The sequence below is a fragment of the Geomicrobium sp. JCM 19055 genome, assembly GCF_000698185.1.
GTDB lineage: Bacteria > Bacillota > Bacilli > Bacillales > Marinococcaceae > Geomicrobium_A > Geomicrobium_A sediminis.
Genome location: NZ_BAXL01000004.1, coordinates 90,947 through 116,896, shown reverse-complemented (window position 1 = coordinate 116,896; position 25,950 = coordinate 90,947). Strand labels below are relative to the sequence as shown.

28 protein-coding genes and 2 pseudogenes are annotated in these 25,950 nt (G+C 42.8%); 19 read left to right on the top strand and 11 right to left on the bottom strand.

Annotation, left to right across the window (positions count from 1 at the left end; all coding sequences use genetic code 11):
* Positions 1-296: 296 nt before the first annotated feature.
* The 4 genes and pseudogenes from JCM19055_RS05100 to JCM19055_RS05090 all read right to left on the bottom strand — a co-directional run bounded on the left by JCM19055_RS05100 (position 297) and on the right by JCM19055_RS05090 (position 3,152).
* Positions 297-1,740, bottom strand: a pseudogene (locus tag JCM19055_RS05100) (tripartite tricarboxylate transporter permease).
* 69 nt (positions 1,741-1,809) lie between these two features.
* Positions 1,810-2,085, bottom strand: coding sequence for a tripartite tricarboxylate transporter TctB family protein (locus JCM19055_RS22845; protein WP_052365955.1), 276 nt, complete (start codon positions 2,083-2,085; stop codon positions 1,810-1,812).
* A 1-nt stretch (position 2,086) separates the two neighbouring features.
* Positions 2,087-2,260 carry a hypothetical protein gene (locus JCM19055_RS27105; RefSeq protein WP_193745318.1) on the bottom strand — a complete coding sequence of 58 codons (174 nt, stop codon included), beginning with the start codon at positions 2,258-2,260 and terminating at the stop codon, positions 2,087-2,089.
* Positions 2,261-2,366: 106 nt separating this feature from the next.
* Entirely contained in the window at positions 2,367-3,152 is a 786-nt protein-coding gene (locus JCM19055_RS05090) for a tripartite tricarboxylate transporter substrate binding protein (protein WP_265181831.1), read from the bottom strand.
* Positions 3,153-3,453: 301 nt separating this feature from the next.
* Between JCM19055_RS05090 and JCM19055_RS05085 the strand changes: the two genes are divergently transcribed.
* The 4 genes from JCM19055_RS05085 (at position 3,454) to JCM19055_RS05070 (ending at position 7,677) form a co-directional block, all read left to right on the top strand.
* On the top strand, positions 3,454-4,314 hold the full coding sequence (locus JCM19055_RS05085; RefSeq protein ID WP_042358831.1) for a LysR family transcriptional regulator: 861 nt from the start codon (positions 3,454-3,456) through the stop codon (positions 4,312-4,314).
* 106 nt (positions 4,315-4,420) lie between these two features.
* Entirely contained in the window at positions 4,421-5,923 is a 1,503-nt protein-coding gene (tcuA, locus tag JCM19055_RS05080) for an FAD-dependent tricarballylate dehydrogenase TcuA (RefSeq protein ID WP_042358829.1), read from the top strand.
* A gap of 374 nt (positions 5,924-6,297) precedes the next feature.
* On the top strand, positions 6,298-6,672 hold the full coding sequence (locus tag JCM19055_RS05075; RefSeq protein WP_052365954.1) for a GNAT family N-acetyltransferase: 375 nt from the start codon (positions 6,298-6,300) through the stop codon (positions 6,670-6,672).
* A gap of 87 nt (positions 6,673-6,759) precedes the next feature.
* Positions 6,760-7,677, top strand: a complete 918-nt coding sequence (locus JCM19055_RS05070; protein WP_042358828.1) for an alpha/beta hydrolase — start codon at positions 6,760-6,762, stop codon at positions 7,675-7,677.
* Between the two features lie 181 nt (positions 7,678-7,858).
* Here JCM19055_RS05070 and JCM19055_RS05065 read toward each other — a convergent pair whose 3' ends face one another.
* The 5 genes and pseudogenes from JCM19055_RS05065 to JCM19055_RS05050 form a co-directional block, all read right to left on the bottom strand.
* Complete coding sequence (locus tag JCM19055_RS05065; RefSeq protein ID WP_265181830.1) at positions 7,859-9,319, bottom strand: ABC transporter substrate-binding protein; 1,461 nt, start codon at positions 9,317-9,319, stop codon at positions 7,859-7,861.
* A 50-nt stretch (positions 9,320-9,369) separates the two neighbouring features.
* Positions 9,370-10,532: pseudogene (locus JCM19055_RS22840) on the bottom strand (ArgE/DapE family deacylase).
* 167 nt (positions 10,533-10,699) lie between these two features.
* Complete coding sequence (locus JCM19055_RS28580; protein ID WP_265181853.1) at positions 10,700-11,131, bottom strand: thiamine pyrophosphate-dependent enzyme; 432 nt, start codon at positions 11,129-11,131, stop codon at positions 10,700-10,702.
* Positions 11,038-12,381 carry a thiamine pyrophosphate-binding protein gene (locus tag JCM19055_RS05055; protein WP_265181829.1) on the bottom strand — a complete coding sequence of 448 codons (1,344 nt, stop codon included), beginning with the start codon at positions 12,379-12,381 and terminating at the stop codon, positions 11,038-11,040. Before JCM19055_RS05055 ends, JCM19055_RS28580 begins: the two co-directional genes overlap by 94 nt.
* A gap of 265 nt (positions 12,382-12,646) precedes the next feature.
* Positions 12,647-13,576, bottom strand: a complete 930-nt coding sequence (locus tag JCM19055_RS05050; protein ID WP_042358827.1) for a nucleoside hydrolase — start codon at positions 13,574-13,576, stop codon at positions 12,647-12,649.
* 71 nt (positions 13,577-13,647) lie between these two features.
* Here JCM19055_RS05050 and JCM19055_RS05045 point away from each other — a divergent pair, with 71 nt between their 5' ends.
* The 4 genes from JCM19055_RS05045 (at position 13,648) to JCM19055_RS27100 (ending at position 16,972) form a co-directional block, all read left to right on the top strand.
* On the top strand, positions 13,648-14,850 hold the full coding sequence (locus tag JCM19055_RS05045; protein ID WP_042358826.1) for a Bcr/CflA family efflux MFS transporter: 1,203 nt from the start codon (positions 13,648-13,650) through the stop codon (positions 14,848-14,850).
* Positions 14,851-14,872: 22 nt separating this feature from the next.
* The gene (locus JCM19055_RS05040; RefSeq protein WP_042358825.1) at positions 14,873-15,262 is read left to right on the top strand and encodes a VOC family protein; all 390 of its coding nucleotides are present in this window, start codon (positions 14,873-14,875) and stop codon (positions 15,260-15,262) included.
* A gap of 193 nt (positions 15,263-15,455) precedes the next feature.
* Positions 15,456-16,721: a DHA2 family efflux MFS transporter permease subunit gene (locus JCM19055_RS05035; protein ID WP_265181828.1), complete on the top strand. Its 1,266-nt coding sequence runs from the start codon at positions 15,456-15,458 to the stop codon at positions 16,719-16,721.
* A gap of 92 nt (positions 16,722-16,813) precedes the next feature.
* Complete coding sequence (locus tag JCM19055_RS27100; RefSeq protein ID WP_193745317.1) at positions 16,814-16,972, top strand: hypothetical protein; 159 nt, start codon at positions 16,814-16,816, stop codon at positions 16,970-16,972.
* Between the two features lie 46 nt (positions 16,973-17,018).
* Here the strand turns inward: JCM19055_RS27100 and JCM19055_RS27095 are convergent, their stop codons facing one another.
* Positions 17,019-17,213, bottom strand: a complete 195-nt coding sequence (locus JCM19055_RS27095) for a hypothetical protein (protein WP_265181827.1) — start codon at positions 17,211-17,213, stop codon at positions 17,019-17,021.
* A complete protein-coding gene (locus JCM19055_RS22830) occupies positions 17,167-17,664 on the bottom strand; it encodes a class I SAM-dependent methyltransferase (RefSeq protein ID WP_265181852.1) in 498 nt (165 codons plus the stop codon). Before JCM19055_RS22830 ends, JCM19055_RS27095 begins: the two co-directional genes overlap by 47 nt.
* Before the next feature lie 329 nt (positions 17,665-17,993).
* Here JCM19055_RS22830 and JCM19055_RS05025 point away from each other — a divergent pair, with 329 nt between their 5' ends.
* The 11 genes from JCM19055_RS05025 (at position 17,994) to JCM19055_RS04995 (ending at position 25,938) form a co-directional block, all read left to right on the top strand.
* Positions 17,994-18,905, top strand: coding sequence for a ketopantoate reductase family protein (locus JCM19055_RS05025; RefSeq protein WP_042358824.1), 912 nt, complete (start codon positions 17,994-17,996; stop codon positions 18,903-18,905).
* 176 nt (positions 18,906-19,081) lie between these two features.
* The gene (locus tag JCM19055_RS05020; protein ID WP_265181826.1) at positions 19,082-20,554 is read left to right on the top strand and encodes an amidohydrolase; all 1,473 of its coding nucleotides are present in this window, start codon (positions 19,082-19,084) and stop codon (positions 20,552-20,554) included.
* Positions 20,448-20,699 (top strand): amidohydrolase family protein, encoded by a 252-nt coding sequence (locus tag JCM19055_RS28575; protein ID WP_370543006.1) that lies wholly within the window; start codon positions 20,448-20,450, stop codon positions 20,697-20,699. Before JCM19055_RS05020 ends, JCM19055_RS28575 begins: the two co-directional genes overlap by 107 nt.
* 79 nt (positions 20,700-20,778) lie before the next feature.
* Positions 20,779-21,402: a PotD/PotF family extracellular solute-binding protein gene (locus tag JCM19055_RS22825; protein ID WP_052365948.1), complete on the top strand. Its 624-nt coding sequence runs from the start codon at positions 20,779-20,781 to the stop codon at positions 21,400-21,402.
* Positions 21,396-21,845, top strand: coding sequence for an extracellular solute-binding protein (locus JCM19055_RS22820; RefSeq protein ID WP_081833452.1), 450 nt, complete (start codon positions 21,396-21,398; stop codon positions 21,843-21,845). Before JCM19055_RS22825 ends, JCM19055_RS22820 begins: the two co-directional genes overlap by 7 nt.
* A 61-nt stretch (positions 21,846-21,906) precedes the next feature.
* Positions 21,907-22,758, top strand: coding sequence for an ABC transporter ATP-binding protein (locus JCM19055_RS05010; RefSeq protein ID WP_305047332.1), 852 nt, complete (start codon positions 21,907-21,909; stop codon positions 22,756-22,758).
* Positions 22,730-22,978 (top strand): TOBE domain-containing protein, encoded by a 249-nt coding sequence (locus tag JCM19055_RS26225; protein WP_152549761.1) that lies wholly within the window; start codon positions 22,730-22,732, stop codon positions 22,976-22,978. The genes JCM19055_RS05010 and JCM19055_RS26225 overlap by 29 nt, the downstream gene beginning before the upstream one ends.
* An 18-nt stretch (positions 22,979-22,996) precedes the next feature.
* Complete coding sequence (locus JCM19055_RS05005; RefSeq protein ID WP_042358823.1) at positions 22,997-23,794, top strand: ABC transporter permease; 798 nt, start codon at positions 22,997-22,999, stop codon at positions 23,792-23,794.
* Positions 23,791-24,090 (top strand): hypothetical protein, encoded by a 300-nt coding sequence (locus JCM19055_RS28570; RefSeq protein ID WP_265181824.1) that lies wholly within the window; start codon positions 23,791-23,793, stop codon positions 24,088-24,090. Before JCM19055_RS05005 ends, JCM19055_RS28570 begins: the two co-directional genes overlap by 4 nt.
* On the top strand, positions 24,084-24,638 hold the full coding sequence (locus tag JCM19055_RS05000) for an ABC transporter permease (protein WP_265181823.1): 555 nt from the start codon (positions 24,084-24,086) through the stop codon (positions 24,636-24,638). The genes JCM19055_RS28570 and JCM19055_RS05000 overlap by 7 nt, the downstream gene beginning before the upstream one ends.
* Positions 24,639-24,666: 28 nt before the next feature.
* Positions 24,667-25,938 (top strand): FAD-binding oxidoreductase, encoded by a 1,272-nt coding sequence (locus tag JCM19055_RS04995; RefSeq protein WP_052365946.1) that lies wholly within the window; start codon positions 24,667-24,669, stop codon positions 25,936-25,938.
* Positions 25,939-25,950 lie beyond the last annotated feature (12 nt).

Genomic DNA, 25,950 nt, shown 5'->3' with positions numbered 1-25,950 from the left:
CCTTAAGAAAGAAGAGCACGCTCATGAGCGTTTAACGATGGGGATCTGTCGCAAATAAGCAACATTCGAAGTTGTAGTGGCAATAGTCTGACCACTCAAGACGCGGAATAGCCTCCCTTTTTAAAATTTTCTATAAATAGTAGTATAACGTATAATCCTACATAAGAGAATGGGTTTTCGCTAACTATTGAAGGTGAAATCATGAATTTTGTTTTATAAAGCATGTTTGAAGGATAGCAATTGCTTTATAAAAAAAGCTTGAACTCTATTTAGAGCTCAAGCTTTTTGTTACATGGTCATCGGGTGGTCTTTTTTTTCTTACGTCTTCCTAGTAGTTTAATGATGAGTGGGTAGGATAGAGAAAGAATCGTTAATAAAGCGAGACCGATTGTAATTGGCGATGCGAATAGAATCGATACAGGACCGTCATAGATTACTGTTGCACGCATAAAGTTCTGCTCCATATCGTTTCCGACAATCAATGCTAAGATGAGTGGAACGACTGGGTAATTTAACACTCGCAATAGGAGACCGAGTACACCTGCAAGAATAAGAATGTAAAAGTCTACCGTACTATATCCGAGTGTATAGGCACCTAGGAACGAAAGAACGAGAACGAGTGGGTACAATACTTTTGGCGGTGTATGTAGGACTTTAACGAGCATCCCGACCATTGCGATATTAATAATTACAAGAATGATATTACCAATGAACATAGAGTTAATTAATGTCCAAACGAGATCAGGACTGTTCTCGAATAAAAGCGGACCTGGTTGTATACCAATCATAATGAGTGCACCTAACATGACCGCAGTGGCGCCAGAGCCTGGAATGGCCATCGTAAGCATCGGTATCATGGAGCCAACAGCTGCCGAGCTATTTGCTGACTCTGGGGCAACAAGACCTTCAACGGCCCCTTTTCCATACTCTTCTTTGTTTTTGGCAATTTGCTTTTGTGTACTATAAGCGAGTAAGGAGGAAATTGTACCTCCAGACCCAGGAAGAATACCGAGGAAGAAACCAATGGGACCACTTCGTAAAATCGGTGCGAGTGATTTTTTTCCATTGTTCTTTTGTGAACCATTTGCTACCAATATTTTGGTCTGGCTTCTTTGCTTTGTTAATGTTGAACATGTTATAGAGTACTTCACCGAGTGCGTAAATTCCGATAATGATGACAATGAAATCAATACCGTCGGTCAAGTGTGGCACGTCTAATGTAAAGCGATGAACCCCTGATTGTAAATCAACACCAATCGTACTAATTCCTAGTCCGATAAACATCGTTAAGAAGCCTTTTGCAATATTACCCATGGATAACGCAACGACCGCAGATAGTGCGAAAATGAACAACATGACATACTCAGCAGGGCCGAAATTCAAGGCGAACTGAGCGAGTGGGATGGCTAGGAAGATAAAGCCGAAGATCGCCATAACCCCACCGATTAACGATGCAATTGCGGCAATAGACATCGCTTGTCCGGCTTGTCCTTTTTTTGTCATTGGATAGCCATCAAACGTTGCTGCAATCGAAGATCCGTCCCCTGGCGTGTTAATTAAGATTGAACTTCTTGATCCTCCAAACAACGCTCCATAGTAAATGGCAGCCATTAGAATTAAAGCACTGATCGGTTCCATACCGAATGTTAAAGGGATTAAAACAGCAATCCCTGTGGCGGGTCCGAGGCCGGGAAGAATTCCGACAATCGTACCGAGTATTGCCCCAATAACCAACCACATGAGGTTGATCGGTTGGAGCGCTGTAAATAAACCATCGATGATAATGCTAAAGTCCATACCGGCAACCTCCTAAGGTAAGCTAATTTCGAGCAAGAAACTAAACGTATACCACGTTGTAAATGCTGTAATGATTGTGACTGAGAGGTTCAAGATCCAGTGCTTGAAGCCGTTCAGATAGAAGAGTAATGCGCCTAAGAAAAGGATTGTTGAGATTAAGAATCCTAAATGTTCAAAGATCAATGTATAGATGAGACAGAAGCCAAGCACGATCCCGACGACTTTTAAAGTGCTTTTACGAGACAGCATTTCTAAGTCTTCGTTTTGCCTAATGTTCTCTTTTCTCATATTAATTAAGTCGACAATCGAAAAAAATCAGAATTCCAGTGCAAATAATGAGCGGAAAATACCGCGGTGCATTCGGTTCACCGAGCATTGCGGGCTGTAATTGAAAGATCATAATTGCATAGACAAGACTTGCGACAATAAAAAGAACAGGTAATGATAAACGGATTATATACATGTGACTACACCTCTATGGCATTAAGCCAACACTTTCAATAATGTCATTAAACAACTCGTTTTGTTCTTCAAGGAAATCTTTTGTTTCGGCACTATCCATATAAAAGTCAAAAAAACATATTTGATTCTAAATCCCGTTGCCATTGTTCACTTTCTGCCATTTCACCAAACCATTCATCGTATTGCGCAATTTCTTCTTCGCTCATATCCGGTGGTCCCATTACCCCACGCCAATGAGGGAATTCAATATCAACACCGAGTTCTTGCCACGTTGGTACGTCCGGAAACATCTCCAAACGTTCTGGTGACGTTACGGCATGAATATCAATTTCACCTGCTTCATATTGACTAGAAAGTACAGACATTGAGTTTACGAGAATGTCGATGTGACCACCGAGCAAAGCATTCATTGCTTCGCCACCGCTATCATAAACGAGAACTTGCAAATCCCGCGGTTCAACACCAGAGAGCATAGCAATTTGAGACGTAGATAGATGGTAACCGCTTCCAAGTGCAGGGCTAAGACCGAAAATCAACGATTCTGGATCGTCTTGTAATTGAGTAATTAACTCATCGGCGTCTTGAACGTCAGCATTCGTAGCGGTTGCCCAAGCGATCCATTCGGTCAGTAACATGGCGATCGGTGTGAAATCTTCATAGGATAAATCACTTTGACCGAGCAAGTTGTTTGTCAAAAGAAGACTAGAGTTTACAGAAGTAGAGTGAGCATCTTGGCGCTGTAAATATTGCCAGCCGACTTCACCGCCACCACCAGGCATGTTTTCAACGTTGAAGTCTTGGGTGATGATGTCATCACTTGTCATCGCCCGGTGAACAGAACGTGCGGTCATGTCCCACCCTCCGCCAGGAGAAGCTGGAGCGATGAGTTCCATACGTTCTGTTGGGAACTCAGTTCCTTCACTTGATGCACTTGAACTACAAGCGACAAGCAGTAAAAAAAGGTAGACTATTTAAAACAGGTTTCCACATACGATCACCTCTGAAGATGTATTCGATGATAGCGCTATCATTATAGGATAAAAATTATTGTACAATGAAAGAAGCGCTTTCTTTTTTTTAGACTTAATATCGTATGGGTAACTATATACTAAAAATAATTATAAATAAAATAATAATTTTTTATTAAATCCGATTAAATTGTTTTATAATATTAGCACAATAGGAGGGTGGCTTATGGATCAAAAGGATTGGTTTATGCTCAAGACCATTTTTGAAGAGAAGAATATGACGCGATCTGCAGAGAAGCTATACGTGTCCCAACCTTCTCTGAGCTATCGATTGAAAAACCTCGAGTCAGAATTTGGAGTCACGTTGTTTTATAAAACGAAAAGTGGGTTGGAGTTCACCACAGAGGGAGAGCATCTCGTCTCATATGCCGAAGACATGTTGGAGGCATTGCAAAGAACGAAAGACGAATTACAAAACTTACAAAGCAACGTCCAAGGGACTCTTCGAATTGGAGTCTCGAGTAACTTCGCTCAATATGTATTGCCTGAGATGCTGCACCGGTTTTCTGAGCTTTACCCTAATGTCCAGTTTCACGTGCAATCTGGACTAAGCAATGAAGTCTATGCCATGTTGCAACAATCACAAGTTCATGTAGCGATTGTACGTAATGACTATACATGGCACGGTGAGAAATATCTCCTGCGTGAAGAACAGTTACAAGTCATTTCCAAAGAGAGAATTGATCTTAATTCACTTGATGAACGAAGGTTAATTAATTATGAAACGGATCGCTCATTAAAAGAAACCATTAATGGATGGTGGATCGACCAGTTTAAGAATCCTCCTACAGTTGAGATGGAAGTCGACCGACTTGAAACGTGTAAAGAAATGGTCAAAAAGAATTTCGGATTTGCCATTGTGCCTGACATTTGTCTTCTTGAGTCAGATCAGTTGTATAAACAAGGCATCTATAGAAAGAACGGGGAACCCGTTACGAGAAATACGTATTTAATGTATCATCCTCAAACTCAAAATCTATCGATTGTACATCGCTTCATTGAATACCTTAAAAACAATCAAATCTGATAAAAATATTTTATGAGATACTCTAAAATATTGATATTTCATTTATTGTAAGTGCTTTCTTATACTAGAAGTAACAAAGAGGTACTGCTTATGAGGAGGACTTACAATGGAAAGCTATTCTAAATCGTATGATGTCATTGTTGTTGGTGGAGGAAATGCAGCGTTTAGCGCAGCGATTTCTGCACGTGAAAAGGGAGCGAGTGTACTCGTCGTAGAAAAAGGTTCAAAAGATAAACGCGGGGGTAACTCGTACTTTACAGATGGTGCGATTCGCATGGCTTATGGTGATCTTGAAGGGCTCCGCTCTGTATATAGTGACTTAAAAGATGACGACTACGACCGTGTTGATATGCCTGTATATGGTGAGAAAGAATATTACGATGATATTATGAGAGTGACAAATGGTAAAAGCCAACCCGCATTGGCGAAGGTTCTAACATCACAATCGTATCCGACGATCAAGTGGATGCAATCACACGGTGTGGAGTTTATCGTTAACGAAAATCAATACTTCGAAAAAGATAACAAAATGAGCTTCTGGGGCGGGCTACCGGTTAAAACGTACCAAAAAGGCATCGGTCTTATGACGGCTTGGTGGAAGCGTGCGGACGAATTAGGCGTTGATGTTCTGTATAACACGAAGGGGACTTCACTCGTAAAGTCTGACAACGCAATTACTGGACTTGTTGTTGAGCAAGACGGTAAGGAAATGCAAATCGAAACAAAAAGCGTGATCCTTGCATGTGGTGGCTTTGAAGCAAGTGAACAAAAACGTATGAAATACATCGGTGATGAATGGAAAAATGCGGTCGTACGTGGAACCGAGCATAATACGGGTGATGGACTTGATATGGCGATTGAAGCAGGGGCTACGCCATTTGGAGATTGGTCAGCGTGTCACGCACATACGACGGACTACAATGCACCACGAGTTGGTGACTTTGAGAAGCCAGGGGACATTTATAAGAAGTCATCGTATCCCCTTGGTTTGATCGTGAACAATGAAGGTGTCCGGTTCGTTGATGAAGGTGCGGATTTTAGAAACTATACGTATGCTAAATATGGAAAAGAAACATTAAAGCAACCTGAACAAAAGGCATTCCAACTTTACGATCAAAAAGTACGTCCTCTTCTTCGAGTAGAGTATGAATTGGAAGAAGCGTCCGTTGTGAAAGCTGATTCTTTAGAAGAGCTTGCAGAGAAAATGAACGTACCGAAAGAGAAGTTCTTGGAAACAATTCACGCGTACAATGCGTCCGTTCAAGAAGGTGACTACGATCCAAGTGTAAAGGATGGCAAGTCTACAAAAGGGTTAACTCCAGCTAAATCAAACTGGGCACTTACATTTGATGAGACCCCATTCTATGCTTACCCAGTAACGTGTGGAATTACCTTTACGTTCGGTGGTATTAAAGTGAATGACCAAGCAGAAGTACTCAATTCAGAAGAGCAACCGATTGGTGGTCTCTATGCAGCAGGTGAGATGGTTGGCGGTTTGTTCTATGAGAATTACCCAGGCGGTTCTGGGTTAATGTCGGGTGCGGTATTTGGTAAATTAAGTGGTGAAACAGCGGCTTCGTACGTAGAGACCATTACAACGAAAGCATAAGCAACATCATCGCATCAGACTGTCGGAAAGCCCTGTGTCTAAGACCAGGGCTTTTTCAGTGGAATGGTGTTTGTGGGGAGATTGACTCTTTTAGTTTTACTATAAGAACGAAATCCCGTCATAAAAAGATTGATGTGGCGATTTTGGAGCTTGATGTTGGGGTTTTCAAGATTCTTCCCCTCATAATTACGACAACCGCCGCTTACTCATTGGAAGTACGTATCTAGTGTGTTTAAGTTTCTCAACAGTCGATCTACGCTGAACTTCAGCGTAGATTTTTTTGTTATCGCTTCACCTTTTTCAATAAATCGGGTATAATATAGATTAATCACATTAATTTACTTGGGATTAAATCGAAAGTAGGTGGAGCAGTCATGGAAAAGATTGTTGAGGCAACAGTTAATGATGCTTGTCACATTTTGAATTTGCAAAAGCTAGCGTATGTTTCTGAAGCGGAGATCTACAATGACTACACCATTATGCCACTAAAAGAAGATCTTGAGACAGCGAAGAAATCGTTTGAGAAAAATATCGTGTTGAAGTACGTGGAAGACGACGTAATGATCGGCTCTGTTCGTGCGTTTCAAGAGGATGGCGTCTGTTACATTAATAAATTAATGGTTCACCCTGCTTGTCGCAATCGAGGAATTGGTCAAGCGTTAATGGAAGAAATTGAAGCTAAGTTTGATCCAGTCGTGTACAGGTTGTTTACGGGTGCAAAGTCTGAAAAAAACATTTTTTTTATATGAAAAGCTTGGCTATAGCGTCTATCGTACGGGTAAATTTGATTTTGAGGATACAGAGTTTGTTTTTATGGAGAAGGAACAACGACCATTATGAGTTTACATCCAGCGATTAGAGAGGTCATTGAACGTAGTCAGCATGAACAATTACCGTCCTCTATAGAAGAAATTGAACAGCTAAGAAGTGACTATGTTAAAGCGCGACATGCAAGTAGTGTACCCGAAGCGATCGTAGCCTCAACTGAGGATTTGTCTGCAACAGATGGTGAACACTCTGTTCCGGTTCGTTTGTATACACCAGAAGGTACGGGACCATTTCCTGTGATCGTTTATTACCACGGTGGCGGTTTTGTCGTTGGGGATCTTGAAACGATCGATGGGTTTTGTCGATATCTCTGTTACAAAAGTGAAGCGATTGTCGTATCCGTCGATTATCGACTTGCTCCAGAGCATCCGTTTCCGGCAGCTTTCGAAGATGCTTATGTGGCAGCGAAGTGGGTAGCAACAAATGCTCAGCAGTACGGAGGAGAGCCAAAGCGATTAACGCTTTCAGGTGATAGCGCTGGTGGGAATTTGGCAGTCGGTGTGATGTTGAACAATCAACTTCATAACGATTTTGAAGTTGATGCACAGTTGTTGTATTACCCGTGGCTCCTTCTTAATGATCAGTCTGACGCTCATCTCGTTCATGGCGAAGGATTAAATCTAACGACCGCTCAACTTCGTTGGTACGAGTCATGTTATGCGCCTAGCCATTGTTGGAAATCAAATCCGCTATTAGGTTCTGCATCCGGTGCACCACCATCTGTCATTATAACCGCAGAGCACGACCCACTGCGTGATGATGGACTACGCTATGCAGAACAATTACAAGCAGCAGGGACAAAGACGGCCATCCATAATTATTCAGGACTTGTGCATAGCTTTATTCATATGATGAACGGCGTAGACGAGGCTAAAGAAGCGGTTGATACGAGCATTACGGAATGGAAAAGTCATCGAATAAATTGATAACAAAAAACGGCATCGCTCATCATGAGTGATGCCGTTTTAGTATTTGTCGCCTTCACGACTACAACGCAAAAAACTCCCACAAGCTTGTGGGAGCAAGAGCATTAATCATTTTTAGAAACACCCCAGAAGACAAATCCATCTTGATAACGGAAGTTGTCAATATATTCTTGGGTTGTTGCTACGCGTTTGAAATCGCCAATACGGACGACCGGGACATACTCCCAGTACCATTCCAGAACCTCATCGTATTTGTCTTGTGCTTCTTCAAGCGTTGAAGAAGCACGGAAGTCGTCGACAACCGAAGGTACTTCACTCCAACCTGGATAATCCGGTTCATGAAAACATTTGAACCTGGTTCTGCTGCGGAAACGTTTGCTAATACGAAAATGTCATACGCATTTTCATCTTGGTTCATTTCAAGTAACGTTGGCCAGTCGTACACTTCAATCGCTACATTGAGACCCATTTGTTCCATCTGTTGTTGGAGAACGACTGAGCCGTTGTATTGATCTTCGTAATCACGTGTCGTAATAATCGTAATTTCTTCGCCGTCATAACCGATGTCACTTAAATAATCGTCCATATTACTCGGGTCGTTCGTGTTGTAGATGTCTTGACCGACATCACTTGGCCATTGTTCGAGTTGATGGTACATCATAATGTTGTGGTTGAGAACGTAATAGTCATCGCTTGCATAAGCGCCTGTTAAAATGGCTTCACTATCAATGGACGTTGCTAAGGCTTGTCTTGCATCTTGTTCTGTAAAGAAGCCTTCTCGTTTATTGAAGTGAATTGTCAAATAGGCGCCTGGATACGTATGGTTTGTTAAATTTGGATCACTTTCAAGCTGGTCGGCGTTATCGAATGGCACCGCGTGAGCGACGTCAAACTGTCTGGACTGCATTCCTGAAACACGGGTAGAAGAATCCAAAATGAATTCAAAAAGCAATTTATCAACGAGAGCTTCTCTCGCACCTGCAAGACCATCAGCTGGTTCATCCCGGATAGCGTAGTCTTCAAACTTTACGAGTTTAATATGTTGGTCTTGAATCCATTCATCGAATTTAAATGGACCAGTTCCAATGTACTCTTTAACACCAGTGCCATCAGCTTCTTCAGCAATTTCAGCAGGCATAATGGCTGGGAATCCTACGCTGTTAAAAGCAAGGATTGGCAGAGCAGTTGCCATCGGCTCACCTAAATCTAATACGACCGTCTTGTCATCAAGTTGTTCAATAGTTGCTTCATCTGGAAGCTTGTTGCCGTTACCTGGGGAGTCTAGCCATTTATCCATTGAAGCAACTACATCTTCAGCGGTCATCGTTTCACCGTTATGAAAAAGAACATCTTCTCGCAGAACGAACTCAATGGCAGTACCGTCTTCGCTTAATTCATAGGATTCCGCCAGCATCGGTTCGATGTTGTACGAGGAATCGACCGTTACGAGACTTTCATAGACGTGTCGCATCATATCTGACGTTGCAATAGCGGATGATTCATGTACGTCAAGAATCGGAGGTTGTGCGGAGTAAGCAACTTTCAACTCTCCTCCAGTCGTTGCTCCTTCTGTCGGTTCAGCAGAACTTTCTGAATCTCCTGAGTCATTCCCACATGCGGATAGAAGAACAGTGCCAATCATGGTAACCAAAGCAAACCTAGGAAACTTTTTCATGTTTGTCATCCCTACCTTTAGTTAGAGTCGTGTTTGCGATCTTTCGCTGTCCATTCAAGGATATGGTTAGCAAGTACATTCGCCGTTTTAAGGACACTATCAATTTCAACGTATTCATCAGGAGAGTGAGCGCCTGAACCGACGGGTCCAAAACCGATACCTGGTCGATCGTAGTATTGTGTGAAGCGTGCATCATTCCCGCCTGTTCTGCCGATGATTTGTACGTCATTCGTATCGAGCACGTCTTTCGCTGTTTGAAGAAACTCTTGTACATAGTCATTATCAGGATCTTGATACCATGCTTCTGTTGTCCAACCGTACCACTCAATTTGTGGGGGGTGTTTTCTTAACCACTCATCATCTTCGACAGCGTTTAAGATCGTCTTCTCCACTAAGTCACGAATTTGTTCTCGTGTTTCACCAGGGATAAAACCGATGCGACATTCAATGGTTGCTTTCCCTGCAACATTGGACGCCCAGTCACCAGCTTGGAACGTTCCGATATTTAAGTTGACGGATTGCTTATCAGAACCACGTTGATAAAGTTCAAATTGAACTTCTTCAGCGCGGGTTTCTTCAAGCTGTTGAAGCGCATGATAAATCGGATACATTTTACCGATCGCATTGACGCCATCTTGGGTTCGGCTTGCATGGGCGGTTTTACCGTACACACTTACGCGGAAGTACATTACGCCAGTATGAGAAACGGTGACGTTTAGGCTGTGAGGTTCTGTCGTAATAAATCCGTCAGTGACGTACCCTTCGTCAAGACAAGTGAGCGCACCACCTGCACCGCCGGACTCTTCTTCAATCGTGCTGTGCAATTGAACGGTTCCAGCGGCTTTAAGCCAAGATCAAGTAATGCCTTTAGTGCAAACCAGTTCGCGAGGAGACCGGATTTCATATCCATAGAACCGCGACCGTATAAACGATTTCCTTCAATAATTGCGGCGTACGGATCTTTCGTCCAGAACTCGATTGGCTCTGCAGATACAACATCAACGTGACCTTCGAGTGTGAGTGATCGTTTAACGGAATCACCATGGTAGATGCCGATCACATTGTAACGGTTATCAAAGGAAAGGCCCGAACTGGAGAAGCCTTCATGGTCTTGAATCTTTTCATAGTCTGGCTGAACGGTGACGGTCTCTAGCCCAAGATCTTCATATTTTTGTTTCATAAAATGAATCATCTCTTGCTCCGTGCCAACGACGCTCTTAATACGTACAGCTTCTTGAATGGCTTCAATTAACTCTGTCTGGTTTTCGTTAATATAGTGATCAATTCTTTCCTTTGCGGAAAGCTGGACTTTCATAGATTCTCCTCCTCATCTCTCACTAGATTTTGCTATTTAGGTTCGAACTCTTTTGCTACAGCAGGGGATATACCACCAGCTTTTGCAGGTGGGCCAATGCTAATCATATCGACGACAACCATTGTAGGACCTGGTTCTTGAATGGCGTTTTCTAGTGCTTCTCCAAAATCATCGGTCGTTTTCACGCGAGTTGCCTGAAAGCCGATAGATTGGGCAAGTTGAACGAAGTCTGGTGTGTGCAAATCGACAGCAACACGGCGTCCGTATGTTGCATCTTGGATGTTACGCAATACGCCATAGCCGTGATCATCAAAGAGAACGACGACTAGCGGGAGCTTTTCTTCAACAGCGGTTGCCATCTCACCTAAATTCACCATGAAACCACCGTCTCCAGCGAATACGAGGCATTTTTGGTTTGGTTGTCCAATTTGTGCGCCAATCGCTGTAGGTAAGCTCTGCCCGATTCCTCCTCCTGTCGCGTGGATGGACGTTCTAGGCTCATAAATCGGATAAGTCGGTGCCCCCATTGATAAGCTGGAAGTGTAATGTCACGAACAAAGATGGTGTCCTTTGGCATGACACGGCGCATATGATCGGCAATTTCTCCATATGGACTCATCGCTTCGCGTAGCTCACGGTCTACTTGAACTTTGACTGCTGTTACTTCAGCTAAGAAGCTTGATTTATCAATGAATGATTCTCCTTCAAATTGCTTTGTAAGGGCATCGAGTATGTCATAAGCGTCACCGATGAGTGCATGTTGGCAATCATAGTTTCGGTTGATCGATAGGGCGTCGGCATTAATCGTAATGTGCTCATCTGGAATAGGGACAGAATAGTTTCCCGTTTCGTTCCAGCGAAAGCGTACGCCAATACTGATCAGTAAATCGGCTGACTTCAAAAGCTCGATTGTCGGTTTGGTTGCCGCATAATTTCCGATGCATTGTGGGTGATCTTCTGGTATGGCACCTTTTCCAGACTCGCTCGTAATAACAGCTGCACCAATTTGCTCTGCGAACTGTGTAAGTAATCGATGTGCAGAAGCTTTCACGACACCTCCACCGACCCAAAGCACAGGTCGCTTTGCTGATTGAATCTTCGAAAGAACTTCTGAATCGAGCGTAAATGTTCCTCGATTTAGTTGTGGTTCTTGTTGAATGATGGAACGATTGACGAGTTTTGATTGCATATCAATCGGAATTTGAATTGTAATCGGTCCTGTAGGCTGTGCTTTCGTCTGTTTGATTGCTTCACGTACGACTGTCTGGATGTTCGTCGGGTCAGTCACTGCAATGGCCGTTTTACATGCACCATCCATCATTTTTAATTGATCTTTGCATTCATGAATGTACCGTTTAGACGTTCCGACAAATGCACTTGCCACGTCTCCTGTAAGGTGTAAAAGTGGTGTACCTGCATTCCAGGCTTCTGTCAACGCACCAGCTGCGTTGCCAGCGCCAGCTCCTGTACTCGTAAGAACGACACCGAGCTTTCCGGTAGAGCGAGCATATCCGTCAGCCATATTTACGGCACCACTTTCGCCACGAGCGTTGACGATTTTAATCTTATTGCTTCGAAGGAGCGCATCGTACATCGGCATGTTATGAATACTGACAATTCCGAAAACGCACTCGACACCTTCTCGTAGTAACTCTTCAACGATTAAATCTGCGGCTTTTTCTTCGGTTCTAATCTTCACTTCTGAGGAACTCATACTATACCTCCTAAATAATAATACGTTACCGTTAGTATTTGTCTTGCGAATGAAATCTCCTTCTAAATAATAAAAAAATTTACGATATAAATTGTGAAGAAGGTAGATAATCTGACAGTGAAAAGAGAGAAAAGCCTTTATAAATAAAGCATTTCGCAAATTATTCATTGCATTCATTTTGCGTCAAAAAAAGTTGGGTGAAATAAAGATACTGTTATTATAATCATGAAAAAAGCCCACGATTACGAAATCGTGAGCGCCAGATTTATTTGCGTGAACCAACGTGCTGGATGTAATCCTTAATAAATGCTTTCGCATCGACGTGTTTTGCGACGTGCACGTTTGGGGTTCGCTGTAGTCCGTTTTTATAATCACAGACCGTTTGACCGTCACAAAGTGTGCTGTTCGTTTCAACATCGACGTAGTAAGGGTACGTCGACACGAAAGGTTTACCGATTGCTACGGCAATGGCGAGTGGGTCGTGCATCGCAATTTCTTTTAAACGATTTCGCTCCCAGGAAACGTTGAAATAAATAGCTGTTGCTTCTCTAATAAATGTATAATAACTCGTTCCTTTTAGAGACTCTACGTCCTCTTTTGACATAAGGGCTTGTTCTGTAACATCTAAACCAATCATTGTCAGTGGAACACCGGAATGAAGGACTAGTTTTGCAGCTTCTGGATCAACATACATGTTAAATTCAGCAGCAGGAGTTACATTGCCGTTCCCATTTGCAGCGCCGCCCATAAAGACGACTTCTTTTAGGCGATGTGCGATTGAAGGATCCTGCTGTAAGGCAAGCGCAAAGTTCGTCATTGGTCCGGTAAGAACGAGGGTAATTTCACCAGGATAATCATGCGTGATGCGAATGAGATAGTCCCATGCGGATTCTTTCTCAGTGCGATCGATAAACGGTGCGTCGTGGAGGGCACCTCCGATTCCGTCATCACCGTGAACCGCATGTTCAAAAAATGCTTGTCGTACGAGTGGTTGATTGGCACCTGCAAAGATCGGAACGTCTAAGCCAATCAAATCCAATACTTTATGTGTGTTGCAAATGGCTTTATGTAGTGAGATGTTGCCGGATACGACCGATACACCAAGAACGTCTACATTGGGTTGATGAGCGAGTAGTAATAGGCCAAGAGCGTCGTCAATGCCAGTGTCGACGTCTACGATTATTTTTTTTGTCATGATTGTCCCCTTTTCAATAAAGCTGCATGCTACACTTATAGAATAGTTCAAAAAGAAAGGTAACTCCAGTAATGAATGAAAACCCGACCGGGAAGAAACGGTACGCATTAGCGTTAATTTTGAGCATGTTGACGGTGCTCGGACCGCTTAATATCGATATGTACTTACCTGCTTTTCCCGACATTGCCAGCGATTTGTCGACGTCACAATCCCTTGTGCAAGCAAGTTTAACGGCTTGTTTATTAGGACTTGCAATCGGACAGCTCGTCATTGGACCGATCAGTGATGCAAAAGGGCGTCGAATGCCGCTTATGATTTCTGTGTTGTTATTTGTGCTTGCCTCATTGCTCTGTGCGCTAGCCCAAAACATTGAGACCCTTATTGTTGGACGCTTTCTTCAAGGGTTCACAGCGGCAGCAGGTTTAGTCGTCTCTCGAGCCGTGGTTCGAGACGTGTTCGATGGAAAAGCGTTAACGAAGTTCTTTGCATTACTGATGGTTATTAATGCCGTTGCTCCTATTGTTGCGCCGATTGCAGGTGGTGCACTCCTTGCAATTCCAGCGTTTGAATGGGACGGAATTTTCTATACGTTGTCGTTCCTCGGCTTGATTGTCGTTGGAATTGTTTATTTCAACTTAAAAGAAACACTGCCAGAAACAAAGCGTTCACCAAGTTCCTTGAAACATATCGTGACAACCTTTTATGAGTTGTTAAAAGACCGGACGTTTATGGGGTTTGCTCTTGCGTTAGGGTTTGCCCATGGCGGGAGCTTTGCATATGTAGCAGGAACACCGTTTGTCTACCAAGGTATTTACGATGTGAGCCCTCAGCTGTTTAGCGTGTTGTTCGGAATTAATGGGCTTGCGATGATCATTGGTTCGTTTGTTATTGGGCGCTTTAGTGGCGTCATTCGTGAGAGAACGCTGTTGTTTACAGCGCTTGTCATCGGTGTGAGCGCTACGTTCATTTTGTTATTCATGACGGCGATTGAAGCACCACTCGCTGCCATTGTGATTCCAATCTTTGTCTATATGACGGGGATGGGAATGATTTTGACGAGCTCATTTACGTTAGCTATTGCAAAACAAGGCCACCGGGCAGGGATTGCAAGCGCGTTGCTTGGTGTATTTCCGCTACTTATTGGAGCTATCGTTGCGCCAATTGTTGGATTAAACGAAGGTTCAGCAGTACCGATGGGACTGCTTTTGTTTAGTACTTCGCTACTCGCATTAGGGGCGTATGTCATGTTAGCAAGAAGAAGAAAGAGTAATTAAGTGGAAGTGAGGAGGACCTTAGATGATTAGAAAAATCGAACATGTTGCACTCGTCGTTCATGACTTAGCTCGTTCCATTGAATTTTATCATCGTTGTTTTGGATTTAACGTACGGCTTAAAGGAGAGAATAAGACGCGTGAAATGGCGTTTCTTTATTTAGAAGATGAGCCAGACGTTGAAATTGAATTGATTCGGGATAAAGTAGATTTAGGAAACTACGAAACGAAGAGTGTGATCAATCATATTGCATTTACAGTTGAGCGTTTAGATGAGGAAGTAGAGAAGCTGCAAGAAAAAGGAATTACATTTCTAACGGATGCACCTAAACCAACGTTAGATGGCGGAGTGATGATCCTTTTTCACGGTCCTGATAAAGAGCTGTTGCAACTCGTCGAGCGTGGCACATCGTAAAAGCAAGGTGGAGATCACAAGGTCTCTGCCTTTTTTTTAATGGGCTGAATTACGTGTTCAAAGCAACTTTATGAGGGGAAGGTGAGGCATTTGACTCCGAAGAAGAGGCGTTTACTCGTCGGGATTTTACTATCCACGTCTTTTTTTGAGTGTACTAAATCAGTTTTTATTAATCACCGCTTTCCCACAGATTATGTCTGACTTTCAAATTAACGCAACAGAAGTTCAATGGTTAACGACAATTTTTATGTTATCAATCGCGATTCTCGTTCCGATTACAGCGTACTTAATCGATCGCTTTACAGCGAGAGCGCTATTAATGGCTGCTGTATTGAGTTTTTTGGCAGGAACGTTTGTTGCAGCGATAGCACCGAATTTTGAAACGCTCCTCGTCGGGAGGGTGTTGCAAGGCGCTGGATCTGGCATGATGATGCCACTCATGCAGACGATTTTGTTACTCGTGTATCCTCGAGAACAACGGGGATATGCAATGGGGCTCGTTGGACTCGTCATTAACGTTGCTCCTGCAATTGGTCCAGTCATTTCAGGCGTGCTAATCGAAGCATTTACGTGGCGAGCGGTATTTGTTCTCACGTTGCCCCTCGCGCTTTTTTTACTCGTACTTATTTATTTCTTTATGGAAAACGTTACGAAGCAGCGTCCGACGAGCATTGATATATCGTCGATTTTACTATCTACTCTCGCTTTTGGTGGGATTTTGTACGGAGTGAACAGTACCGATGACTCTGCATTGGCTACGATTTTAATTTGGGTCGGGTTTTTGGCGCTCATCCTCTTTGTCATCCGTCAGTTTAGACTTGAAACCCCCGTACTTGAGTTGCGTACGTTTCGTTCGCCATTGTTTGCATTGGTCATTGTCATTACAACGCTGTCATTTAGTTTATTGATCGCTGGAGAGACGATCTTGCCGATGTATGTACAAAATGTTCAGTTGTATTCAGCTTTTCATTCGGGATTAATTATCTTTCCTGGAGCGATTACGCTCGCTGTTATGTCACTCGTAGCAGGGAAATGGTTCGATCGTTATGGAGGACTTCGTCTAGCGCTAATCGGGTTTGTGTTGTTATGTAGCTCTTCAATAAGTTACGTATTCATCTTGTCCCAAGAGACTCCCGTCGTCGTCACAGCATTGTTGTTCATGGTCTTTATGGCAGGCATTGCGATGATTAATATGCCGCTTACGACAGCTGCATTAAATGCACTTCCGAATGAATGGATTTCTCACGGAACAGCAATTACGAATACCGTACGACAATTCGGTGGTTCGATCGGTCTTATCTTTATTATTTCGTTTATTACAAGAGCTGCCCCAGAAGCGGGTGGTGCGAATCCGATCGCTTTTTTAGAAGGGGTACAAGCGGCGTTTTTAGCAGCGTTTGTCTTTTCTTTAGTTGGCTTGTTGTTAACCTTACTGTTGTTCAAAACGAAGACGAGCTAAAAACTACACATAATCTCCACATTGGCTCCATTGTTCCTCCATTTAGAATGAGTATACTGTAAGTTGTAAGCACATAGTTTGGGTGAACGAACGTGTGGAAGAATGTAGGTATGATTAGTGTGTTTCTTTTTGCGGCATTTGCAGGTATGCTGATCGCAAAAGAAAGTATTCAAGTAGAAGATGACAATGAAGCAATCACTTTTGAGGTGCCTCATTTAGAACATTCAATGGATGACAACGAATCTGTATGAAACTTTACATCGAACAAGGAAACAGCTGCCGGCGGCAGCTGTTTTTTTATGAGCGTGTGTGGTCGACTCGGGCAAGGACTGCAATCGTTGATGCTTGTCCTGTATAAGTCGTACCTGAAACATCATCAAAATATTTTTCAACAAGAAATCCAGCGTCAGTGAGCTCTTGCTCTAGTTGTTTCAAAGTGAAGTATTCATTCCAAATGTAGTGAACGACCGTTTCTTCTTCTGTTGTAACCACTGTTTGTTCGAGCGTAATGTTTTTTTGTGTAACGGGTATTTTTCGTTAACGTAAGATGTGGTTCATTGGACCAAAATCCTGGGGATGGATGATGTTCCCAAGTCATCGCTTCTTCAAATGCATCGTATTGATGCATTGAAAAGACATCGAGAAATAACTGACCTTCAGTAGTAAGCGTTTGTTTTAAATTGTGCAGTAATGTTCTGCGGTTTTCTTTAGATAAGGCGCCATAATCACAATAGATTACTGTTGCGAAATCATGAAACATCTCGGTTGGAGGTGGTTGAAGGTAATCGTGCACATAATAGGTGCTCTGACTGTCATGAGCTTTTGCATATTCAATTGAGCGACTAGAAAAATCAAGTCCAGTCACGTTATGCCCGAGCTTTGCAAAGCGTTTCGTATAAAGACCAGGTCCACATCCGAAATCAATGATTCGTGGGCCAGCGATTGTCGAGATAAATGCAGCGGATTTATCAATAAGTGGTGATTTCGGGTAGCACCCTCAAACGAAGGATCAAGGTGTGCTTGTAACATGTTTTTGGAGATGTGTTCGTTTGTCCAAATCGAACCTTCAGATGGGGTGAACAGACTCGGTAATGTTAATACGTGAGGTGGAATTGTAAACACGTTTTGTTCCTCCAATTTGAATACATACAGAGACTCGTGAGAGTGTCTGTAGTAGTTTTAAGAATCAATGAATGAGAGATCGACCTTTTATGTATGTCACATTATCATGGTAGAATTACGAATAGCAAACGAGAACGAGGAGGGGTTTCCATGATGACCATTGCAATGATCGGGATTGGCGCAGTAGGTGCTGTTTACGCAAATCTATTAAACCAAGACGAAACGACAGAACTTTATTGCGTGATGGATGATAAACGAAAAGAGCGATACGTACGAGAAGGGATGAACGTAAACGGCAAAGAAACCAATTTGAACTACGTCACACCAAGTGAGGTAAATAAAGGGATCGATTACGTGATTTTTACCGTTAAGAATACACAACTTCACGCTGCAATGGATCTCGCTCAGTCCATTGTTGATGAACGTACGACGTTTTTATCGCTATTAAATGGGATTGATAGTGAACGAGAGTTATCTGAGCGGTTTGGTGAAGATCGTGTATTGTATGGCTTGACGAATGGAATTGATGCAACAAAAAACCTTCATGACGTGTTCTATACATATCCTGGAACTCTGTATTTTGGTGAAAAACGTAATGAACAGATCACCGAACGTGTACAACAGTTACAAGCTGTGTTTGAGCGAGCGCAAATCCCTTCGGTTGTCCCCGTCGATATGGAACGTCAATTGTGGCATAAATTTATGGTGAATGTCGGTGTAAATGCAGTGAGTGCAATCTCGCGCTCGACACACGGAGTTTTGCGTGACTCTGAAGAACTATTGAATGTGAGTAAGCGGGCGATGAATGAAGTTATTCAGGTTGCAAATGCAAACAACATTGATCTTACAGAACGTATGGTTGATGAGTTCTTTGAAAACGTTTGGACGAAAGTAGGGTACAGTGGAAAAACATCGATGTTGCAAGATATCGAGGCGAAAAGAAAAAGTGAGAATGATTATTTTGCAAAACGTGTCATTGAGATGGCAAAAAAACACGGAATTCCTGTACCTGTTAATGAAACGTTATATGCATTCGTACATCATGAAGAAAAGCGCTTTTGAAATGACGAAATGTCATTAATGTCAGATTATCGCACGATCTTTTTTTGAAAAAAATGACTGGACATTTGAACGAGGAAGCTATAGTAATAGAACTATAAACACATTCGCTTTCGTAGAAGAATCGACATCTTTAGTGGGAATTTTACAAAAAATGCCGTTGGGTTCAGGGGGTCTACATGAATAACGCAGACATCGTATTAAAGAGCCGTGCAATCTTTACTGGAAATGAAGAACAGCCGTTTGCGGGCGGTCTAGCAATCTCAGGGAATAAAATCGTCGCTGTTCTAAAGGACGAAACGATTCAATCTTACATAACGGATGAAACGACCGTGTATGAATACGGTGATCAACTGATCATGCCAGGGTTCCACGATTTCCATGTTCATCTATTTGCAGGCAGTTTATCCGAGCAAAGTGTGTTACTTCATGCAGCAAAGTCAGAAGAAGAAGCTGCACAAATGGTGAAAGTATTTGCTGAAGCGCACCCTGAAGATGAATGGATTTTCGGTTTTCGTTGGTATCATATTTATTGGGACCGTCATGAGTTGCCAACAAAAGCGACTCTTGACCGACTTATTCCAGATCGACCCGTCTTCTTGTTTAACGATGAGTGTCACGGTGCATGGTTAAACAGCAAAGCGCTAGACATTTTAGGAATTACTAAAGAAAGTGAAAATCCCCCGTTTGGTGAAATTGTTAAAGATGAATATGGAGAACCGACTGGCTTTTTGTATGAGACTGCGATGGGTTTCGCTCAACAAGCGTTTGATTCGCTGTCAGAAAGTAAAAGAAGACATCTGCTGCAGACATTTCTAGAAAAGGCTGCAAGTTATGGGGTTACATCTGTTAGCGATATGCTCCCATTACCAGGGTTATCGCTTGGAGATTTAGAGATGTACAGAACGTTCGAAGAAGAAGGGATACTTACGACGCGGATTCATTTTATGTCCGCATTGGATGGAGATTTAAATCTACCGAAACACCTTCGTGACATGTACAAAAGTGACAAGCTAAAGTTTAATGGGCTAAAGCAGTTTCTTGATGGTGTACCCATTGCGTATACTGCGCTTTTAGTGGAACCGTATTCAGATAATGAAAATACCGTTGGGGATACATTAATTCCGTCAGATGTTGTACGGGATTGGGTTGTTGAGGCTGATAGTGAAGGATTTCGAGTGCGCTTGCATGCATGTGGTGATGGGGCCGTTAGACTCGGTCTAGACTGTTACGAAGCTGCACAAGTTGCAAATGGTGTACGAGATTCAAGGCATACAATTGAGCATATTGAAGTCATTCATGAAACGGATTTACCGAGGGTAGCACAACTCGGGGTGGTTGCGTCTATGCAACCGGAACATTTAGCAGCAGCAGAACACTTTCACGACAATGTGTATGTCGATCGTTTAGGAAAAGAAAGAGAATCTTTAACGTGGCCGATTCGAACGTTGCAAGACCAAGGAGCAGCAATTGCCTTTGGTACGGACTTCCCAGTTGTCGGGCTCGATCCTTGGTTAGAAATTTATCGAGCGGTTACGAGAAAGCATGATGACGGTCTTCCTGAAGAGGGTTGGAATGCAAAAGAAAAAAATTTCACTTCAACACGCGTTGCAACACTATACGAAAGGGTCTGCACATGCAAGTTTCACTGAGGACCGGCTCGGAACGTTAGAAGTAGGCAAGCTTGCTGACGTTATTGTGCTAAAGCAAAACCCCTTCACATCGTCTGAAAGCGAATTGAAGGAGATCAAAACAGCACTTACGATCATGGATGGAAAAGTCGTTTATGAAGCGTAAGTCGATCATACATGAAAGTAAGGAGGTGTCCGCAGTTTTTCTTTGCTAGCCTATTATTTGAAATAAGGGGGTCTTTAAAATGAAAAAGTTTGCAATCGGTACATTGTTTCTAGGGATGGCTGTTCTTAGTGCATGTGGTAATGGTGGAAGCTCAGATTCTGACGTTGCAGGTAGTGAGCAGGAGCTTGCTGAAGAATTGTATTTCTTTAACTGGGGTCATAACATTGATGAGCAAATTCTCGCTGATTTTGAAGAAGAGTTCGGTGTAGAGGTCATTTATGATACGTATGCGTCCAATGAAGAAATGCTTACCCAAATTAATAGCGGTGCAATCTCCTATGACATTATCATCCCGACAGACTATTTTATTGATCGAATGATTCAGATGGATCTACTTGCAGAGCTTAACATGGAAAATATTCCGAACTTTGAAAATATCGCAGAGGAGTTTCAAGATCTAGAGTTCGATCCAGAGAATCGTTACTCTGTTCCTTATCTTTATGGCAGCACGGGCTTAGCGTACAACACAGAAGTGTTTGAAGAACCACCGACAAGTTGGGAAGTACTTTGGGACCCAGAATATGCTGGCAAAGTAACCGCGCATGACACATCTCGAGACTTTGTGTCGCTCGCTTTGCAAAGACTCGGTAAAAGCATTAACGATTTAGACGATGCTAGCTTAGAGGAAGCACAAGGATTTTAGGTGACCTTAATGCGAACGTTTTGAAGTATACGACTCAACCAGCAGCAGAACTTATTAGTGGACAGTCGGTCGCATCACTCGCTTATTCCGATCAAGCTGGAATTGCGATGGCAGAGAATGACGCAATTGCTTATGTCTTACCTGAAGAAGATGGTGGCATGCTTTGGATGGATAATTTCGCAATCCCATCGAATGCGAATAGTCAGTATACAGCAGAGGTCTTTATCAACTTCATGTTAGATGCAGAAGTAAGTAAGATGCTCACCGATTACATTCCGAGCAGTAACCCAAACGCGGCTGCTAGAGAGCTCATGTCAGAAGAAGAGTTATCGAATCAAGCTTCGTACCCTGACATTCCTGAGTCATCAGAATACTATGTTGATCCTACACAAGATGAAACGAGAGCAATCAACCGAATCTGGAACGAAGTTCGAGCGCAATAGGAATACGAGTCAACAGCCTTCTAGTGATATAGAAGGCTTCTTTAAGAAGGGAGAATTCAGGTTGAATGAGACGATGGTAGAAATTAAACAAGTAACAAAAGCATTTGATGAAGGCATTGCAGTCAATAATCTCAATTTAACCATTCGTGCAAAGGAATTTATTACAATTCTTGGACCGTCTGGGTGTGGGAAGACGACGACGTTACGGATGATTGCAGGCTTTGAAACACCTACCTCAGGTGAGATTTGGCTTTCAGACAAAGAAGTGGGGCGATTAGAACCGTATCAACGCGACGTGAATACCGTCTTTCAAAGCTACTCGCTATTCCCTCACATGACTGTTTTTCAAAACGTCGCTTTTGGTCTCAAGATGAAGAAGATGAAAAAGGATCAAATCGCAACAAAAGTGAAAGAAGCGCTGGCGCTCGTCCAGCTCGAATCGTTTGCTGATCGAAGCCCAAAGCAACTTAGTGGTGGTCAACAGCAACGGGTCGCCATCGCAAGAGCGATCGTTAATGATCCGAAAGTATTATTGCTTGATGAGCCACTCGGTGCGCTTGATTTGAAATTACGCAAACAAATGCAGTTGGAATTAAAACAATTGCAACAACGCTTAGGGATTACGTTTGTTTATGTCACGCATGATCAAGAAGAAGCGTTAACGATGTCAGATCGAATCGTTGTTATGAATAAAGGTGAAATTGAGCAGCTAGGGACGCCTCAAGAAATCTACGAACATCCACGAACACCATTTGTCGCAAGCTTCATTGGTGAAGCCAATGTATTATCGGGTGAGGTGCAAGAAGTGCAAGCTGACCACGTTGTTGTTGCAATCGGAGACATGTTTGTGATCGCTAATCATAATCCAGACGTGAAAAAGGGAGATGAGATTCTTTTTTTCAATTCGTCCTGAGAACGTTCAATTCTATGAGTCCAATGCGACACCGTTTACTGTATCAGCAACGTTACAAGAAATCATCTACGCCGGTGCGATTATTAAATTCATATGCGAAACAACGAGTGGGCAACGATTAATCGTTCAAGCTAGTGGCGATCGGTTGCGTACAGTAAAAGAGGGAGATGAGATGATTATTGGTTGGGATGCGAAGCATGCGATCGTATTGTCGGCGTAAGAATAGCAGGTGTGGACAATGAGAAAAAAGACGATAATTATACTCGGTATTTTCTCAGTTATGGTGTTTTTGTTTTTTTACATACCTTTGTTTGTAGTGATGGCATTCTCATTTAACGATTCGAGTGTAGGTACGGTATGGACGGGATTTACAACGCAGTGGTATGAATCACTCTTTTCTAATCGACAAATTCTAAGTGCCGTGCAAAATAGTCTTTATATTGCTGTTGTTACGACCATTATCTCGACGATCCTCGGTACGTTAGCAGCGATTGCTCTGTATCGCTATAACTTCCCGGGCAAGCGATTTTTGAATGTAATCTTCTACATTCCAGTTGCGATGCCTGAAATTGTTGTCGGCATATCATTGCTCGCGCTTTATGCGATGGTCGGGATGACTCTCGGCTTAAATACGGTCTTTCCGGGTCACGTTGTTATGGCGACTTCCTTTGTTATGCTCGTTGTTATGGCACGGTTACATGGATTTGACCCTGCGATGGAAGAGGCTGCGAAAGACTTGGGCGCAAACAAATGGCAAACATTTTGGCGTGTTACATTTCCGCTGATTTTTCCTGGAGTGCTGGCAGCGTCATTGCTCGCGTTTACGATTTCTCTTGATGAATTTGTTGTTGCGTTTTTCACAACAGGTCCTGGTTCTAATACATTACCTGTTCTTATTTACTCAATGGTTCGACGTGGCGTCTCTCCTGAAATTAACGCCTTATCGACGATTATGCTCATCTTTATCGTCATTGTCGTCCTCATTGTTGGACGAGTACTCATTCAAATTCAATCAAGAGGGGGAGATCGTTCATGAAACCGATTCGGAATGCTTACGCTCTCCTTTCTCCAGCGATTGTCTGGTTAACACTCTTTTTAGTCGTTCCGGTGGCGCTGATCACAGTGATCAGTTTCTCAACAGACGGTGGATACGGTCTCATTATTTATGAGTTTAGCTTAGATGCTTACATTCAAGCTTTTGATCCATTTTATTTACAGATTATTTGGCAATCGGTCGTGTGGGCGTTTGTCTCCACCGTCATTTGTTTAGTCGTAGGTATCCGTTTGCTTACTTTATTGCTCACTCAGGTAAATGGAAGAATATCTTGTTAATTCTCGTTATGATTCCTTTTTGGAGTAACTTGTTAATTCGTTTATATGCGTGGGTCATTTTATTAAATAATGAAGGGGTGATTAATCAGTTCTTGCTATCGATTGGCTTGATCTCAGAGCCAATCACAATGTTATATACTCCATTTTCAATTGTCGTTGGGATGGTTTATGGGTTTTTGCCGTTTATGATCTTGCCAATCTATGCGTCAATTGAGCAGTTAGATCGAAGGTATCTAGAAGCTGCAGAAGATTTGGGAGCAGGTCCTGTTTCGACGTTTTTGCGTGTAACATTGCCGATTACGATGCCTGGGGTGATTGCAGGTGTGTTTATGACATTTATTCCGGCAGTTAGTGTCTTTGTAATTACGGACTTACTCACAGGAAACCGCTTAGTCATGATCGGAAATGTGATTCGTGACGCTTTCGTCGTTGAAATGAATTGGCAGTTAGGTTCTGCGCTATCCATCTTACTCATGGCACTCGTATTATTGTCTGTATTAATTTTCACACGCTTTACGTCTAGTCGGTCAAAGAAAGCGACACGTTAACACATCGTTTAATCTAGGAGATGGAAATATGGAAACTTTATCAATGTGGGAAGCAACATCAACACAGCGCCTACATCGCACATCGTTAGATCAAGATGTATCGACAGATGTTGTCATAATTGGTGCAGGTTATACAGGGTTATCGACCGCCTACCATTTGCAAAAACAAGGCATTCAGACGGTTGTTCTCGAGCAGAGTTATGTCGGCTCTGGAGCGAGTGGTCGAAATGGGGGTGAAGTGTTAACGGGTTATCACGGTTCAATGAAGCATTGGATGGAGAAAAAGGGAGAACAGGCGGCAAAGGAAATGTTCCAACTCTCATTAGATGCGATTGACCTCGTGGAACAAATCATTCGCGAACAAAACATCCAATGTGACTTCAAGCGTAATGGTGATTTCTATGCGGCTTATAAAGAAGCAGATTTAGATGCGATGAAAGCCGAACAAGAAGTGCTACACAAGCACTTTGATCATACGGTAGAGATCGTTGAACGAAACGAACTTCGAAACGAACTTGCGACATCGTTTTACGTCGGAGGAAGGGTAGATCCAAAAAGCGCTCACTTTCATCCGTTTAACTATGCGGTCGGTCTTGCAAAAGCAGTCGAAGGTCACGGAGGAACGATTTTTGAACGTACGGAAGCTTTAGCCATCAAGCGTTCGAAACAACAAGTCATCATTGAAACTGAGAAGGGCACGGTGACGGCAAAGGAACTTGTCATTGCCACGAATGGCTATGCTGGACCCTTGCATAAAACGATTCAAAGATCGGTCGTCCCGGTTGAAAGCATTATGATTGCTACAGAATCACTGCCAGAAAAGCTTGTAGAAACGCTAATTGTACATGATCGTGCCGTTGCTGATTCTAAGAACCTCTTATATTATTTCAGGCGTACGGCAGACAATCGGCTTGCTTTTGGAGGGTCAGGAAGAAGCTCATCAAAACGAGATCAAAAGCGATTGTTCGAAAATTTACACAAAGGGATGTTGACGGTTTTCCCACAATTGTATGATCGCAAGATTGCATTCGAATGGGGCGGAAAAGTTGCATTTACGACTGAAAAGTTGCCTTATATCGGTCAATTAGACGATGGAACATATTATGCGTTTGGTTATGCAGGACATGGTGCTGCAATGTCTTCGATGCTCGGTAAACAACTAGCTGAAGCCATTTATTCTCATACGCCCGTGTCCATTCCGCTAGCGAAACGCCAATTGCAGACGATTCCATTCCATCAACACTATCAAAAAGGGATTTCATTGATGAAGTTTTATTATAAGCATCAAGATCGTCGCTAAATCTGAAAAGAG

Bases quoted from the DNA above. Each gene is read 5' to 3' on its own strand.
- JCM19055_RS22845 (WP_052365955.1), bottom strand. From the start codon at position 2,085: ATGAGAAAAGAGAACATTAGGCAAAACGAAGACTTAGAAATGCTGTCT.
- JCM19055_RS27105 (WP_193745318.1), bottom strand. From the start codon at position 2,260: ATGTATATAATCCGTTTATCATTACCTGTTCTTTTTATTGTCGCAAGT.
- JCM19055_RS05090 (WP_265181831.1), bottom strand. From the start codon at position 3,152: ATGGAACTCATCGCTCCAGCTTCTCCTGGCGGAGGGTGGGACATGACC.
- JCM19055_RS05085 (WP_042358831.1), top strand. From the start codon at position 3,454: ATGGATCAAAAGGATTGGTTTATGCTCAAGACCATTTTTGAAGAGAAG.
- tcuA (WP_042358829.1), top strand. From the start codon at position 4,421: ATGGAAAGCTATTCTAAATCGTATGATGTCATTGTTGTTGGTGGAGGA.
- JCM19055_RS05075 (WP_052365954.1), top strand. From the start codon at position 6,298: ATGGAAAAGATTGTTGAGGCAACAGTTAATGATGCTTGTCACATTTTG.
- JCM19055_RS05070 (WP_042358828.1), top strand. From the start codon at position 6,760: ATGAGTTTACATCCAGCGATTAGAGAGGTCATTGAACGTAGTCAGCAT.
- JCM19055_RS05065 (WP_265181830.1), bottom strand. From the start codon at position 9,319: ATGATTGGCACTGTTCTTCTATCCGCATGTGGGAATGACTCAGGAGAT.
- JCM19055_RS05055 (WP_265181829.1), bottom strand. From the start codon at position 12,381: ATGAGTTCCTCAGAAGTGAAGATTAGAACCGAAGAAAAAGCCGCAGAT.
- JCM19055_RS05050 (WP_042358827.1), bottom strand. From the start codon at position 13,576: ATGACAAAAAAAATAATCGTAGACGTCGACACTGGCATTGACGACGCT.
- JCM19055_RS05045 (WP_042358826.1), top strand. From the start codon at position 13,648: ATGAATGAAAACCCGACCGGGAAGAAACGGTACGCATTAGCGTTAATT.
- JCM19055_RS05040 (WP_042358825.1), top strand. From the start codon at position 14,873: ATGATTAGAAAAATCGAACATGTTGCACTCGTCGTTCATGACTTAGCT.
- JCM19055_RS05035 (WP_265181828.1), top strand. From the start codon at position 15,456: ATGTCTGACTTTCAAATTAACGCAACAGAAGTTCAATGGTTAACGACA.
- JCM19055_RS05025 (WP_042358824.1), top strand. From the start codon at position 17,994: ATGATGACCATTGCAATGATCGGGATTGGCGCAGTAGGTGCTGTTTAC.
- JCM19055_RS05020 (WP_265181826.1), top strand. From the start codon at position 19,082: ATGAATAACGCAGACATCGTATTAAAGAGCCGTGCAATCTTTACTGGA.
- JCM19055_RS28575 (WP_370543006.1), top strand. From the start codon at position 20,448: ATGATGACGGTCTTCCTGAAGAGGGTTGGAATGCAAAAGAAAAAAATT.
- JCM19055_RS22825 (WP_052365948.1), top strand. From the start codon at position 20,779: ATGAAAAAGTTTGCAATCGGTACATTGTTTCTAGGGATGGCTGTTCTT.
- JCM19055_RS26225 (WP_152549761.1), top strand. From the start codon at position 22,730: ATGAGATTCTTTTTTTCAATTCGTCCTGAGAACGTTCAATTCTATGAG.
- JCM19055_RS05005 (WP_042358823.1), top strand. From the start codon at position 22,997: ATGAGAAAAAAGACGATAATTATACTCGGTATTTTCTCAGTTATGGTG.
- JCM19055_RS28570 (WP_265181824.1), top strand. From the start codon at position 23,791: ATGAAACCGATTCGGAATGCTTACGCTCTCCTTTCTCCAGCGATTGTC.
- JCM19055_RS04995 (WP_052365946.1), top strand. From the start codon at position 24,667: ATGGAAACTTTATCAATGTGGGAAGCAACATCAACACAGCGCCTACAT.